This is a genomic window from Aquifex sp., assembly GCF_056494385.1.
Genome location: NZ_JBSLZM010000014.1, coordinates 1 through 13,958, shown reverse-complemented (window position 1 = coordinate 13,958; position 13,958 = coordinate 1). Strand labels below are relative to the sequence as shown.

The 13,958-nt window shown below is 44.0% G+C and carries 16 protein-coding genes; 6 read left to right on the top strand and 10 right to left on the bottom strand.

The features are described 5' to 3' along the window. Nucleotides 1-785: oxygen-independent coproporphyrinogen III oxidase (gene hemN, locus ACWB1W_RS01265; protein WP_479369581.1), on the bottom strand; the 785-nt coding region annotated here is incomplete at its 3' end. Between the two features lie 166 nt (nt 786-951). On the opposite strand from hemN, the gene ACWB1W_RS01260 reads away from it, so the two are divergent. Continuing rightward, complete coding sequence (locus ACWB1W_RS01260) at nt 952-1,488, top strand: lytic transglycosylase domain-containing protein (RefSeq protein ID WP_479369580.1); 537 nt, start codon at nt 952-954, stop codon at nt 1,486-1,488. Between the two features lies 1 nt (nt 1,489). Here ACWB1W_RS01260 and purU read toward each other — a convergent pair whose 3' ends face one another. Next, nucleotides 1,490-2,344 (bottom strand): formyltetrahydrofolate deformylase, encoded by an 855-nt coding sequence (gene purU / locus ACWB1W_RS01255; protein WP_479369579.1) that lies wholly within the window; start codon nt 2,342-2,344, stop codon nt 1,490-1,492. An 18-nt stretch (nt 2,345-2,362) separates the two neighbouring features. Between purU and rsmA the strand changes: the two genes are divergently transcribed. After that, the gene (gene rsmA / locus ACWB1W_RS01250) at nt 2,363-3,097 is read left to right on the top strand and encodes a 16S rRNA (adenine(1518)-N(6)/adenine(1519)-N(6))-dimethyltransferase RsmA (RefSeq protein WP_479369578.1); all 735 of its coding nucleotides are present in this window, start codon (nt 2,363-2,365) and stop codon (nt 3,095-3,097) included. On the opposite strand, the gene yihA is transcribed toward rsmA, so the two are convergent. Then, on the bottom strand, nt 3,080-3,631 hold the full coding sequence (gene yihA, locus ACWB1W_RS01245) for a ribosome biogenesis GTP-binding protein YihA/YsxC (RefSeq protein WP_479369577.1): 552 nt from the start codon (nt 3,629-3,631) through the stop codon (nt 3,080-3,082). The genes rsmA and yihA overlap by 18 nt on opposite strands. Before the next feature lie 21 nt (nt 3,632-3,652). On the opposite strand from yihA, the gene ileS reads away from it, so the two are divergent. Both ileS and ACWB1W_RS01235 read left to right on the top strand, forming a co-directional pair. Next, nucleotides 3,653-6,511 (top strand): isoleucine--tRNA ligase, encoded by a 2,859-nt coding sequence (gene ileS, locus ACWB1W_RS01240; RefSeq protein WP_479369576.1) that lies wholly within the window; start codon nt 3,653-3,655, stop codon nt 6,509-6,511. After that, on the top strand, nt 6,501-7,613 hold the full coding sequence (locus ACWB1W_RS01235) for a potassium channel family protein (RefSeq protein ID WP_479369575.1): 1,113 nt from the start codon (nt 6,501-6,503) through the stop codon (nt 7,611-7,613). The genes ileS and ACWB1W_RS01235 overlap by 11 nt, the downstream gene beginning before the upstream one ends. On the opposite strand, the gene ACWB1W_RS01230 is transcribed toward ACWB1W_RS01235, so the two are convergent. The 3 genes from ACWB1W_RS01230 to ACWB1W_RS01220 are packed head-to-tail and all read right to left on the bottom strand — an operon-like array spanning nt 7,600 to nt 9,821. After that, nucleotides 7,600-7,797, bottom strand: a complete 198-nt coding sequence (locus ACWB1W_RS01230) for a hypothetical protein (protein ID WP_479369574.1) — start codon at nt 7,795-7,797, stop codon at nt 7,600-7,602. The two genes, ACWB1W_RS01235 and ACWB1W_RS01230, sit on opposite strands and share 14 nt — an antisense overlap. Before the next feature lie 11 nt (nt 7,798-7,808). Then, nucleotides 7,809-8,204, bottom strand: coding sequence for a bacteriohemerythrin (locus ACWB1W_RS01225; protein WP_479369573.1), 396 nt, complete (start codon nt 8,202-8,204; stop codon nt 7,809-7,811). 21 nt (nt 8,205-8,225) lie between these two features. Beyond that, nucleotides 8,226-9,821, bottom strand: a complete 1,596-nt coding sequence (locus ACWB1W_RS01220) for a S8 family serine peptidase (protein WP_479369572.1) — start codon at nt 9,819-9,821, stop codon at nt 8,226-8,228. 46 nt (nt 9,822-9,867) lie between these two features. On the opposite strand from ACWB1W_RS01220, the gene hfq reads away from it, so the two are divergent. Both hfq and hflX read left to right on the top strand, forming a co-directional pair. Further along, on the top strand, nt 9,868-10,074 hold the full coding sequence (gene hfq, locus ACWB1W_RS01215) for an RNA chaperone Hfq (protein ID WP_479369571.1): 207 nt from the start codon (nt 9,868-9,870) through the stop codon (nt 10,072-10,074). 24 nt (nt 10,075-10,098) lie between these two features. Beyond that, nucleotides 10,099-11,214 carry a GTPase HflX gene (gene hflX / locus ACWB1W_RS01210; protein ID WP_479369570.1) on the top strand — a complete coding sequence of 372 codons (1,116 nt, stop codon included), beginning with the start codon at nt 10,099-10,101 and terminating at the stop codon, nt 11,212-11,214. On the opposite strand, the gene ACWB1W_RS01205 is transcribed toward hflX, so the two are convergent. From ACWB1W_RS01205 to ACWB1W_RS01190, 4 genes are read right to left on the bottom strand one after another with little or no spacing between them, the layout of a single operon-like run. After that, entirely contained in the window at nt 11,203-11,940 is a 738-nt protein-coding gene (locus tag ACWB1W_RS01205) for an MlaE family lipid ABC transporter permease subunit (protein ID WP_479369569.1), read from the bottom strand. The genes hflX and ACWB1W_RS01205 overlap by 12 nt on opposite strands. A 6-nt stretch (nt 11,941-11,946) precedes the next feature. Next, on the bottom strand, nt 11,947-12,588 hold the full coding sequence (locus tag ACWB1W_RS01200) for a class I SAM-dependent methyltransferase (RefSeq protein ID WP_479369568.1): 642 nt from the start codon (nt 12,586-12,588) through the stop codon (nt 11,947-11,949). Next, nucleotides 12,506-13,171 (bottom strand): alpha/beta fold hydrolase, encoded by a 666-nt coding sequence (locus ACWB1W_RS01195; protein ID WP_479369567.1) that lies wholly within the window; start codon nt 13,169-13,171, stop codon nt 12,506-12,508. Before ACWB1W_RS01195 ends, ACWB1W_RS01200 begins: the two co-directional genes overlap by 83 nt. 11 nt (nt 13,172-13,182) lie before the next feature. Further along, a complete protein-coding gene (locus ACWB1W_RS01190) occupies nt 13,183-13,947 on the bottom strand; it encodes an ABC transporter ATP-binding protein (RefSeq protein ID WP_479369582.1) in 765 nt (254 codons plus the stop codon). Nucleotides 13,948-13,958 lie beyond the last annotated feature (11 nt).

Sequence of the window (13,958 nt, the reverse complement as noted above, 5' to 3'; positions counted from 1 at the left end):
GAGGGGAGAGCTTCCTTCGGAAGGAGTTGTTGGTGGGGTTTTATCTGGGGTATATATGCGAAGCTGTAGGTCGCTATCCTGTCGGGGTTAAGCTCTATAACCTTCTCAACGGTTTCCTCAAAGCTTTCCTTAGTCTGATAGGGTAGTCCGTATATGAGGTCAACGTTTATACTTTCAAATCCCGCCTCCCTCAGCTTTTCCATCTTTTCCTTTATGAGTTCGTAGGGTTGAACCCTGTTTACCACCTGCTGAACCTTCGGGTTTAGGTCCTGTATGCCCATACTTACCCTGTTGAACCTAACTTCCTTTATAGCCTTTATCTGTTCGTCGGTAAGGTATCTCGGGTCAAGCTCTATGGATATCTCCGCATTTTCGTCTATAGGAAACCTTTTCTCTATTTCTTCGAAAAACCTCTTTATCTGCTCCGGGCTAAGGTAATTGGGCGTTCCGCCTCCCCAGTGGAGCTGTATAACTTTCCTATCCTTGTCTATATACTGGGAGACTAAATCCATCTCCTTGTAAACCCTCTCAAGGTAAGGTTCTTCTATGCCCTTCCTGTGGGATATTATCACGTTACACCCGCAATAAAGACACCTCTGTTCGCAGAAGGGTATATGAAAGTATAGGGATAGGGGAGTTTTCCTTTCATTACTCTTTATGAGCCTCTTTATATACTCTTCCGCTCCGAACTTTTCGTTAAATTCCGTAGCAGGAGGGTAGCTCGTATAACGTGGTCCGGGTCTGTCATACTTCTTTATAAGCTCCTTATTAAACTCCGCTTTCATTATGAAAATTAATATAGGTTTTCCCACCGTTCAGGAAAGGTAAACCCTTATATGGGATTCTATAAATCTGTCGTGGTTATACCTTTTTCGGAAACCTCTATCTTTTCTGAAACTGTCGGTAAAAAGAGCTATCTTCATTCGTCGTTTATATCTTATCTTTATCCATATGAGGATAGAAAACTTCTTTTCTCCTCCGATAAAGTTAAAGACCACAAGGGAAAAACATATAAAGGGTGATTTTTACTCCTACATCCCTAAAGAGGAAAAAAAGGTAAGTTTTTCTCCGGTTAACTTTTACGCTTCTCCCGTAAGGAGGGAGGTAGGAAAGGCCTACATAAAGGAGGTTGCGAGAAAAAAAGCTGAAAAATACGGTGTTCCATTAAACATAGTTTTAGCGATAATTGAACAGGAAAGCGGTTTTAACCCGAAGGCTTACAACAAAAACAAGGACGGAAGTGAAGATATAGGCTTAATGCAAATAAACTATAAGCATAACAAAAGACTCATGCAAGAATACGGGATAAGCTCTCCCGAAGAGCTTTACGACGTTGAGCTTAACGTGGAACTCGGTGTAAGAATTCTTAAGGAGAATTACGAACGTTTCGGAAGCTGGGAGCTTGCCATAAAGGCTTACAACGGAATAAGGGCGGATAACTGGGGATACGTGAAAAAGGTTTTAGAAAAGGCTAAGAAGTATATTTAAGTTACCCAAAAACCACGGTCTTCCCATTATAAACGAGAACCTTATCCTCAAGATGCCACTTTACCGCCCTCGCAAGAACAATTTTCTCTATGTCCTTTCCCTTCCTTATAAAGTCCTGAAGGCTGTCCTTGTGGCTCACTCTCACAACGTCCTGTTCTATTATGGGACCTTCGTCAAGTTCTTCCGTCACGTAGTGGGCAGTTGCCCCTATTATCTTTACACCCTTTTTGAAAGCCCTTTCGTAGGGTCTTGCACCCGGAAAAGCGGGAAGGAAAGAGTGGTGTATGTTTATAATCCTGTTTTCGTATCTCTTTACGAATTGCGGAGAAAGTATCTGCATATACCTTGCAAGAATTATTAGTTCAACCCCGTTCCTTTCCAAAAGTTCAAGCTCCTTCTCTTCAGCCTCCGACTTGTTTTCCCTGCTTTTCGGAATGTGATAGAAGGGAACACCGAAGAACTCCGCGGTTTTCCTCGCCTTTTCATGATTGCTTATCACAAGCTTAACCTCTCCTTTCAGTTCCCCCGCGCGAAACCGCTGCATAAGGTCGTAAAAGCAGTGTTCCTGTTTTGAGACGAAAACCGCAACCTTCTTAACGTAATCGGTAAAGCTGAGCTTAAAGTTCATACCGAACCTCTTTGCCACCCTTTTCCCGAAAGCCTCTTTTATCCTTTCTCTGGGGATTGAAAAGTCTTTTAGTTCCCACTCAACCCTTGCAAGGAATGTTCCGGTCTGCTCGTCTATATGCTGGTCAAAATTAACAATGTTTCCGTTGTTTTCCGCTATAAAGGAGGATATCTCCTTGACAAGTCCTTTCCTATCGGGACATGAAATAAGGAGAACGGCGTTAGCCATAGCAGTATTTTAATCTTAATGAGACTAAAAAAGTCATTTGGCCAGCACATCTTGGTATCAAAAGGGGTTTTAAACGAGATAGCCCGCTCCCTTGAGATTAAAGAGTGGGATACGGTTGTTGAGATAGGAGGGGGAACCGGAAACCTCACGCGTGTTCTTCTAACCTATCCATTAAAGAAGCTTTACGTTATAGAACTTGACAGAGATATGGTGGAACATCTGAAAACGCTTGAGGACGAAAGGCTTGAGGTCATTCACGGTGATGCGTCCGAGTTTCCCTTCTGTGAGCTCGGGGAAAAACTAAAACTCGTCGGGAATTTACCTTACAACGTTGCAAGTCTCATAATAGAAAACACCGTTTTTAACAGGGATTGTGTTCCTCTAGCGGTCTACATGGTTCAGAAGGAGGTTGCGGAAAAACTTGAGGGTAAGAGAGACACAGGGTGGCTTTCGGTTTTTGTAAGAAGCTTTTACGATGTTGAGTACGTTATGACGGTTCCTGCCAGATTCTTCGTCCCTCCCCCTAAAGTGAACTCCTCGGTTATAAAGCTCGTAAGGAGGGAAAAGGTTAAGGTTAAGGATTTAAGAGACTACAAGGAGTTTCTTACTAAACTTTTTGCAAACAGGCGGAAAGCCTTAAGGAAGAAAATTGATAAGGAACTTCTTGAAAGGGCGGGAATAAACCCCGATGCAAGGGTTGATAACCTTAAACTTGAGAACTTCTTCAGACTTTACTCACTTAAGAATTCTTGAGAGAAGCTCCTTCTTTCCCCTGTTTTCCTTAGCTGAGCTTAGAACTATCGCCTCCTCCCCTACGTATTTCTTTACTTGCTTTAAGGTTTGTGCTATCTCTTTCTGGGTTGCCTTGTCGGTTTTCGTGAGAACCACAGTGTAGGGAATTCCGTAATACTCAAACCAGTCCATCATCTGCTCGTCAAGGGGCTGAACACCTGCTACGCTGTCAATCAAGAGAAAAGCCATCTTTATGTTGTCCTTCCTCTCAAGGAAGTATTTTTCCATCATCTTTTTCCACCTTTCCATCTCTTCCCTCTTCACCTTTGCGTATCCGTATCCCGGAACGTCAACGAGATACACCTCGTCCTCAAGAAGGAAGTAGTTAACCGCCCTCGTCCTTCCGGGTTCTTTACTAACCCTTGCCACCTTTGCACCTACAACCATATTCAGGAGTGAGGACTTCCCGACGTTAGACCTTCCTACGAACACGACCTCGGGATAATCAGGAGGGGGAAACTCCTCGTAGAAAGAGCCGAGAAACTTAACCCTCATAAATTACTTAAAATAATTCATATGACAAACAAGAAACTTGACTACAAGGAAACGCTAAACCTTCCGAGGACCGATTTTCCTATGAAGGCAAATCTACCCCAAAAGGAACCCCAAATCCTCGAAAAGTGGAAAGGACTTTACAAAAAGATAATAGAGGAGAGAAAGGGAAGGGAAGTTTTCGTTCTTCACGACGGACCTCCCTATGCAAACGGGCACATACACGTGGGACACGCTTTAAACAAAATTCTCAAGGATGTTATAAATAAATACAACTTACTTATCGGAAAGAACATAAACTACATTCCCGGATGGGACTGCCACGGTCTTCCCATAGAACGTGCCGTTGAGAAGGAGCTCTCAAAGAAAAAGATGAGAAAAGAAAACCTACCTAAGACAGAGTTCAGGAAGCTGTGCAGGGAGTATGCAAACAGGTATGTGAACATACAGAGGGAGGAGTTCATAAGACTCGGTGTTCTCGGAGACTGGGAAAACCCCTATCTCACTATGAGTCCCGAGTATGAAGCTACCGAGATAAGGGAGCTCGGTAAATTCTTTGAGAAAGGTCTAGCATACAGGAGTAAGAAACCCGTCTACTGGTGTATATACGATAAAACCGCGGAGGCGGAGGCTGAGGTTGAGTATTACGAAAAGGAAGACCCGTCGGTATACGTGAAGTTTCCCCTAAAGGAAAAAGTTGAAGGAAAAAAGACCTATGCGGTCATATGGACCACAACCCCCTGGACCCTTCCCGCAAACCTCGGCATTATGGTAAAAGAGGATGCGGATTACTCCCTCGTTGAGGTTGGGGAGGGAGAGGTCTGGATAGTTGCGAAGGAGCTCCTTGAAGATTTCTTTAAGACGATAGGAAAGACCTACGTAAAAGTTTTAAAGAACGTAAAGGGAAGTGAGCTCGTAGGTCTTGAGTATGTTCACCCCTTCGTTGAAAAGGACGAACTAAAGGGACACCTTTCGGAAGAAACTCTGAAGAATATGTGGAAGATTTACCCTTCGGAGTTTGTAAGCCTTGATACGGGAAGCGGACTTGTTCACATGGCACCGGGGCACGGTCAGGAGGACTACACGGTAGGAAGAAGATACGGTCTTGAGCCTTACGCACCCCTTGACGACTCGGGAAGGTTTGTTGAGCCCGCTCCTGAATTCATAAGGGGTGTTAGAGTATTTGACGCTAACAAACTAATAGTTGGTCTTCTAAAAGAAAAGGGATTTCTCGTTCACGAGTCAAAGCTAAGACACTCCTACCCTCACTGTTGGAGGTGTAAGAATCCCGTAATATTCAGGGCTACACCCCAGTGGTTTATAGGAATGGACGTAGAGTATGAAGGAAAAACCCTTAGGGAAAGGGCTCTTGAAGAAATAGAAAAGGTGAAGTGGATACCCGAATACGGAAAAAACAGGATAAAGAGCATGGTTGAAAACAGACCTGACTGGTGTATATCAAGACAGCGATTCTGGGGTGTTCCCATAACGGTCTTTTACTGTGAAAACTGCGGAGAGGTTATAAAGGATAAAGAAGTATTTGAAAGGATAGCACGTCTCGTTGAGAAACATCCAGGCGGAACGGACGTCTGGTTTGAGAAATCACCCGAGGAGATACTACCCGAAGGTTATAAATGTCCCAAATGCGGAGGAACTTCTTTTAAGAAAGAGGAGGATATCCTTGACGTTTGGTTTGACTCTGGTTGTTCTCACGCGTCCGTTATAAGACCTCTCGGTTTTAAAAAAGCTGACCTATACCTGGAGGGTTCAGACCAGCACAGGGGATGGTTCCAAGCCTCTCTTCTTGAATCGGTAGGTTCTTACGGAGAAGCTCCCTACAAGTCCGTTCTTACCCACGGCTTTATAGTTGACGAACAGGGAAGGAAGATGTCAAAATCCCTCGGAAACGTTATCTCACCACAGGAGGTTATAAAGGAGTTCGGAGCGGACATCCTGAGACTCTGGGTCGTTAGTGAGGACTACACCGAGGACGTAAAACTCGGGAAAAACCTCCTGAGGAAGATAGCGGACGACTACAGGAAGATAAGGAACACATTGAGGTTTATTCTCGGAAACCTTTACGACTTCAATCCCGAAAGGGACTCTCTGGAATTTAAAGAGCTTCACCACTTTGACAGGTGGATAGTTTCAAAGCTCCAGAAAATCCTTGAAAAGGTTCACGAAAACTACGAGAACTATCTCTTTTACAGAGTTCACAACACCATAAAGAACTTTATCATAGTTGACCTTTCCGCGGTATACCTTGACGTTCTCAAGGACAGACTCTACGTTTACGCCCCAAATTCCAAGGAGAGACGTTCCGCCCAAACCGCTTTATGGCATCTGCTTATTGCTTTGACAACCGCAACAGCACCTTACCTTAGCTTTACCGCAGAAGAGATATGGGAACACGTGAGGAAGATTAACCCATCTCTACCTGAAAGCGTTTTCCTCTACGAGATGCCAAAACCCGATAAAAACCTCGTAGATGAAGAGGTTCTGAAAGACTACGAGCTTCTTATGAAGGTCAGGGACGAAGTCCTCAGGGTTATAGAGATAGCGAGGAAGGAGAAAGGACTTATAAGGCACCCTTACGAGGCTAAGGTATACCTGAAAGCGGAAGGGGAGGTAAATAAAACCGTTGAGAAGTATAAAGACTATATGAACTTCTTCCTTACGGTTAGCCAGTTTGAGCCGGGTGAGGGTGGAGAGATTGTAGAAAAAGGAGAAGAACTTCCGGTTGTTGTCGGTGTATCAAGGGCTGAAGGGGAAAAGTGTCCGAGATGCTGGATATACTACCCGAAAAGTGAGTTTATCGGTGACGTTTGCAAGCGTTGTGAGGAGGCCCTATCTTCCATCGGTGTGAAGACACGTGAAGCTTAAGAAAATAAGGAAAAAGAAAAAAGAAAAGAGATTAATAGACCTATACGAAGAAAGACTTTTTCGGATTCTTTTTCTTTTCCGTCTTCCCTTACTTATGCTCCATACTGTTATAACCGTGGGGACCTTAGGCTATATGCTTCTTTCGGACGGAGACTTCATTAACTCCCTTTACATGACGATAATTACCGTGGGGACGATAGGATACGGTGAGGTTGTGAAGGGAAGTGATACCCTCATCGGAAGAATATTCACAACCTTTTTAGCCCTCGGAGGTATAGGTGTATTCACCACAGCTGTAACCATTCTCGTTAGAATATTCTTTCAAGAAGACTTCATAGGTGCCTTAAGAGCTTGGAAGATGTTAAAGGATATAGAAAGGCTGAAGGGACATTACATAATAGCCGGTTTTAACAGGACAACCGTTGAGCTTTCACATCTTCTCAGAAAGCGGAAAATCCCGTTTGTGGTCATAGACAGCAGAAGGGAAGTGGAAAAGCAGATAAAAGAAGCCGGCATAAAATTTTACATAATTGAAGAGCCATATAAGAGAGTTGTTCTTGACGCTGCAGGAATACATAGAGCGAGGGGAATGGTTGTTAACCTCGGTGATGATGCCCGGAACATAGCGGTAATAGTTACAGCAAGATTGATGAGACCCGATAAAGACAACTTCTTTATATTCTCCTTCGCCTCAACACCCGAAACAACCCAGAAACTTGAAGAGCTCGGGACGAATAAAGCTATAGTTCCCCACAGACTTCTAGCTACACGGCTTGCCGCCTACATATTCCACACTAGTTCAGCTTACATATCAGATCTCTTTGACAGGATAGCCTTCGGAGAAGAGGCGGAAATAGACATAAGTGAGGTTCCTATTCCCGAGGATTCTCCCTTAGTTGGAAAGAAACTAAAAGATATTGACCTCAGAAGAACTCTAAGCGTCACAGTTATAGCGATAAGGAAACCGGACGGGAAGCTAAACGTAACGATATCGGGGGATACAACTATAGAGGCGGGAGACACCTTAATACTTTTCGGGCATCCAAAGAATTTAAAGAGGGCGGAGAAATTCCTTAAAGAAAGAGCTATCACTCCTGCTTAATATTACCCTGATACCTCTTTTTAATTTCCTCTTCAAAGCGTTTCGCGAACCTTTTATAAATCCAGTTCGCTATAAGTATTATAACCACGAGTAGGGGAAATCCCACGATTATCGCTATAAAGAAAGCTGTAATTTCGGAAACGATAAGCCAGAATAAAGCCTTCAATACCTGAAGTATGTCCATAGAAATTTATTTTAGTCCCCGAGCTGTATAGCTGTCGTTGAGTCCCACCTGGCTACGTGACTTTTAAGCCAAGGAACCATTTCCTCCTTTAAAAACCTTATGACACTTTCGGTGTTCTTCTCTTTCTTCCACTTATCGTATACCTCTTTAAACCTTCGTCTCATCTGGTCGTGTTCAGCTTTATGCATGGGGTAGGCGAAAAACTCAAACTCCCTCATAAGTTCCTCTTCCGTTGTAAAGTGGTCCTCAAGGTCAACCAGAAGCTCGTCCATAAGTTTGTCCGAAGCTTCAATATCTCCCTTTGTAAGGGCTTCGTAAAGCTCGTTCAGAACCCTTATCTCCTCCTCGTGAACCGCATCCATAAGTAAGTTTCCCACCTTCTGTATATCCCCGGGTTTTATCAGCATAGGATTAATGTAAGTAAAAATTCACACACTTTTGATGAGTTTCCTCAGTATTAATACCAGAGGAATTAACCAGAGCGTATAACTTCCGGTATTGCACCCCCCTCCGTCTCCTGAATAAACGCCTTCTCCGTGAAGATTCAAGCTTCTTTCCCTTCCTTCGTAAAGAACCTTTAGCTTACCCCTCTTTTCCCCTCCAGAAGAAGGAGAAAAGCCTATTTCCACTGTGCACTCCTCCCCGCTCTTTAACTCCTTTCCGGAACACCCGTCCCTAAGGATGTAAAAATCCCCTCCCGTGACCGATACATCGTTCACACGAAGGGAGACAAGTCCCGAGTTCTTTACCTTAAAACTCCTTTTTGCACTCTCTCCAGCGTTAAGCGTTCCGAACTCCAGCGTCTTTGCCGAGAGACATATCTTCGGCTCGGGGTCACCTTCTACCGCCTTCCTGAGGTTTAGCAGGTTACAGGTGTTTACCTCTCCGTCAAGCTCGGGCGAGTTATCTCCCGAAAAGAGGATTCTTTCCTTCACGTTTTGAAAGCCCAGAGCTTTTAGAAGAGCCACCGTTCCCGTAACGAAAGGTGCCGCCATTGAGGTTCCCGAATAAGCTATAAGTCCGTTTTCGCAGGTTCCTCCTCCGTTCAGTTTTAGGCTAAGTATTTCTTCCCCGGGAGCGAGTATATCAACATTTTTCCAGCCGTAATTTGAGAAAAAGGAAAGCCTTCTGTCCTTTGAAAAGGAACCGACGCATAACACGTTATCAAGCTCGTAATTACAGGGATAAAATTCATAAAGGTCGTTATCTTTTCCGCTGTTTCCCGAAGCTGTTACGTAAAGTATTCCGAGATTTCCCAAGGAGGCTATCTCTTCTTTCTGTATTTGGGAAGCGGGGTAGTAGTTCCCGTAACTGGCGTTTACCGCAACCACCTTAACGTTTTTATCCCTTATGAGTTTTTTTAAGTATTCAAAGCAAGATAACTCACCCGCTATATCCCCTAAGCCCGAGGAGTCAATAAACTTACATGGGATTATCTTCACCTTCCAGTTGATACCGGAAATAAGGAGATTATTGTTTCCTACTGCACCTATTATTCCCGCTATGTGGGTTCCGTGACCGTCGTTATCAAGGGCATCGGGTGCATTACATCCCTGTGCGTTAGGGTCGTAAACACCCCTCGGATAGCAAAGGACGTTAACCCCGTAGCAGTCATCAACGTATCCGTTGTTATCGTTATCAACACCGTCGTAACAAACTTCATCGGGATTTCTCCAGACATTTTCCCTGAGGTCCGGGTTGTTATAGTCAACACCCGTATCCGGTAGAAAGATATAAATATCCTCACTCCCAGTCGTGTAATCCCAGGCGGAGAAAGCCTCCACCGCTGTAAGGTCCCACCTGAGGTTTATACAGGGGTCATTCGGAATTGCGAGCTTTCTGAGTTTGTAGTTTTCCTCAACGACAGCGTCAAGGCTCTGGCCTGCCAGAGATTCACCGACGAGGTATACGTTTTCGGAAATCTTCTTTATAAATCCCGAGGGCGGAGTTTCGCTCTTAATGAGGTATGTCTTTCCGTAAAGGAAAAGGGGAACAAGAAGGAAAAATATCACCTTGAACTTCATTTAAAACCAGTATAATCTTAAAAAACGGAGGTTTGAGATGTTTCCGATGGAAGAAAGGGAAGTTAACATACAGGACGAGATGCTTAACAAGTTCAAGGAAAAGGGAAGCACTATAACTGTTTTCCTGACAAGGGGAAACAGGATAGTCGGAAAAGTGCTCAATCACGACAGATATACTATTCTCCTTGAGGTTGAAGGACATCCCTACCTCATATACAAACACGCTATAAGCACAATAGTTGAAGGTTCTTAATGCCTTACTAAATTAATTCTTTGAATGAGGGCTGTCTTAGTAGGTGTCTGGGGAAAGGATTTATCAAAGGAATTTTCAAGAGAGTCTATCAGGGAGCTTAAGGGTCTCGTCGAAGCGGTTGGGGGAAAAAGTCTAGGATACCTTCTCCAGAAGAGGGATTACCCCGACCAGAGGTATTATGTCGGTGCCGGAAAGGCTAAAGAGATAAGGGAGATAGTAAAGGGAACCAGAGCTGATACGGTTGTGTTTGACGATTTCTTAACACCCGCTCAGGTATCAAACCTGGAGAACCTCATAGGTGTTAGGGTTCTTGACAGAACGGACCTCGTTCTTGAGATATTCTCAAGAAGGGCTAAGACGAAGGAGGCAAAACTCCAGGTTGAACTTGCTAAACTCATGCACGAACTCCCGAGACTCCACGGAAAGGGTAAGACACTCTCAAGGCTCGGGGGTGGTGTAGGAACCAGAGGTCCAGGTGAACAAGAAACGGAGATAAGGAAAAGACTCATAAAAAAGCGTATTCACAAGATAAGGCAGGAGCTTGAAGATATAAAGAGGAGAAGAAGGGAACAGAGGAAGAGGAGGGAAAGAGGGGAAAGAGGAGAGAGAATCCTCAGGGTTGCCATAGTGGGATACACGAACGCAGGGAAGTCAACCCTTATGAACGCACTCACGAAGAAAGGAACTACCGTTGCGGATATGCTCTTTGCAACCCTTGACACGAAAACCTCTGCAAGAAAGGTTATGCCGGACTTAAAAATACTTTTCACCGACACGGTAGGGTTCATTAGAAAGCTTCCCCCGGAGCTCATAGAGAGCTTTAAAGCGACCCTTGAGGAGGTTCAGGAAGCGGATATAATACTCCACGTTGTTGACGTATCCGACGACGGATGGCTTGACTACATAAATACGGTTAACGAAGTGTTAAAGGAGCTTAACGCGGACGAGAAACCCATTATATACGTCCTTAATAAGGCAGACCGAATAGTTGAAACCGAGGAGGAGATGAACCACCTTCCCCATACTGCGTTTGTTGAAGGAGATGCGGTAATCATCTCCGCACAAAACAGGTGGGGTATAGACAGACTTATTGATAAGATAGTTGAGGTCGGAGCGAGAGAAACGGTTTTAAAAGATTAAAGCCGTAAGGAAGTAATCCGAGATAAGGACAAGCATTGAAGAAGTAACGACCGAACTTGTTGTGGCTCTTCCTACACCTTTTGTTCCCCCTGTTGTGTAAAAGCCGTAATAACAGCTAACCGCACCTATTATAAAACCGAAGAACATAGCCTTGTATATCCCTCCCATAATGTCGTGAAACTCCGTAAGGTCAACCATCTTCCTCCAGTATAAGTATTCGTTCACACCGAAAAGTTTAGTAGCTACGAACCATCCTCCGAAAATACCTGAAATATCGGCCAAGACGGTTAGCATCGGAACACCTAAAGTTGTCGCGAAGATACGGGGCGTTACAAGGAAGCTTACGGGATTTATAGCCATAACCTCAAGGGCGTCTATCTGCTGGGTTATCCTCATAGTCCCTATGCTTGCCGTCATCGCCGAACCCACCCTGGCCACCACCATTAGGGAAGTAAGAACAGGAGCAAGCTCCCTTCCCATGGAAAGAGCTACGACCGCCCCTATGAGGTATTCTGCGTTAAACTTGTGAAAGGTTGAGTATGTCTGGAGGGCTATGACCCCACCGCTGAATAGAGAGGTTATAACGACAACGGGTGTTGTTTCAGCCGCGACGTATGTAAGCTGCTGTATGAAGTGTTTCAACTTAGGAGGTTCCTTAAACAGGAAGATAATAGACCAAAAAGTAAGAAGCGTAGCCTTCCCTACTTCTTCAAAGAACTTCAGCATTTAAGTTCATTTTAAAAGCTTTAGGAGTAAAACCCTGAACTTCTCCCTGCGGGAATGTTTTACCAGCTCCTCAAGCTCTTTTCTCGTTTTTACCCTCTTCTTCCCTTTGTATAGGCTTGTTCCGGTAAAATGAAAAAACTTAAGTAGTTCAAAACCGCTAAAGGGGATTTCCACGTCAAGTATAAGGTAATCGGAGGGCCTAAAATACTCTAATACCTCTTCCTCCTTCGGAAAGGGAAACTCCGAAAAGCTTACACTACCCTCAACGGGTATTGATATACCTACACCTTTCCTTGACACTCTCAAGGCCTCTTTTATGCTCCTTTTCCAGTCTGTCCAATGAAGTGCAAAGTTACTAAGAACGTAATCAAAGCTTTCATTTTTAAAAGGCAAGTTTTCCGCATCACCGATAACGCCTTTTGCGAACCTTTCGGTGTAAACCTTTACCATATCCTCGGATATATCAAGTCCTACGGGTATACCTTTTATATGTTCTGAAACAAAACCGGTACCGCACCCGAGGTCAAGGATTAAACCCTCAGGTTTTACAAACTCAACAAGTCTTTTAGCGGTTTCCCTTTGGGGAAGTGCCCACTCCTCGTATGTGGTTGCCGCCCTTGAGAAGCGAAAGCTTAATATCTGCCTCATTCCTGACAGGAAAGTGACCTCCTTTAAGAAAGATTAATTTAGCATTCTTAAGAGATTTATAAAGCCTGTATGCTTCCGAAGGAGGAACTATCCTATCCTCCGTTCCCTGGATTATAAAAACCTCTTTATTTATACACCTGAGAACGGGGTAGAGGTTTAGCTTAACGTAATCGTCCAGAAGCCTGAAGCCGTTGTTGTAATCAAAGAAGTCCTCAAACTTCCCGTAAGCTATTCTCCTGAAAAAAGAAATTCCCTTTCGTCTTACGTTTACCTTCATAGCTCTTACGTTCTTCTTCTCCCACGCTCCTCCGAAAAAGGGCGTCGTTCCTATTAGTATTAATCTGTTTACCTTTTGGGGATATAAGTAAGAAAAAAGGAGTGCTACGCTTCCTCCCAGGGACCACCCTACTACGTCGTGTTCCTTCCAGGTTAAGGTAGCAAGTTCCTTAAGTATTTCCTTAAAACTTACATAAGGTTTTTTATTCTTTCCGTGCGCCGGAAGGTCATACTTTATCCCTCTGAAGTTTTTAAAAACCTTTGAGGAAAAACCCCAGCCGTGGATAAAAAGGGGGTTTTTAAGCATACAGCTTTATTTTAGACGTGAATAGCCTTAAGACAAGACTTAATATCCCCTACGAAGGACTGAATGTAAGGGTCAGGGTGTTCCATAACCTCAAAGGGTCTTCCTATAGCTATTAAGTTTCCTTCTTTTATCACTAAAACCCTATCCGATATTGTGAAAGCGGATATCATATCGTGGGTAACTATTAACGCTGTGCTTCCCGTTTTATCTCTCAGTTCTACAACAAGTTCATCTATCCTCCTGCTCGTTATGGGGTCAAGTCCGGAGGTTGGCTCGTCGTAAATAACGAGCTCGGGATTCGTCGCCAAAGCTCTCGCTATCGCGACCCTCTTTCTCATCCCGCCTGAGAGGTCGGAAGGGTAAAGCTCAAGGACGTCTTCATTAAGATTAACCATTCTTAACTTCTCAAGTGCGAGTTCTTTGAGTTCCTTTTCCGTTCTGCTTTCCTTCTCAAGGTAGTAAAAGACAACGTTTTCCCATACCTTGTAACTGTCAAAGAGCGCCCCTTCCTGAAATACGTATCCTATCTTTCTTCTGACTTCGTTCAGCTCAAACTTATTTAGGCTTGCAACGTCTTTGCCAAAAACGAGAACCCTTCCTTTCGTTGGTTTCCAAAGACCGACGATTAACTTCGTTATGGATGTCTTACCGCTTCCGCTTCCTCCTATTATTGAAAATATTTCTCCCTTTTTCACCTCAAAGTTTATGTTGTTCAGAATAACCCTTCCGCCGATTTCTTTGTAAACGTTCTCCAGTTTTACTACAACTTCATCCACCGAGAAGTTCC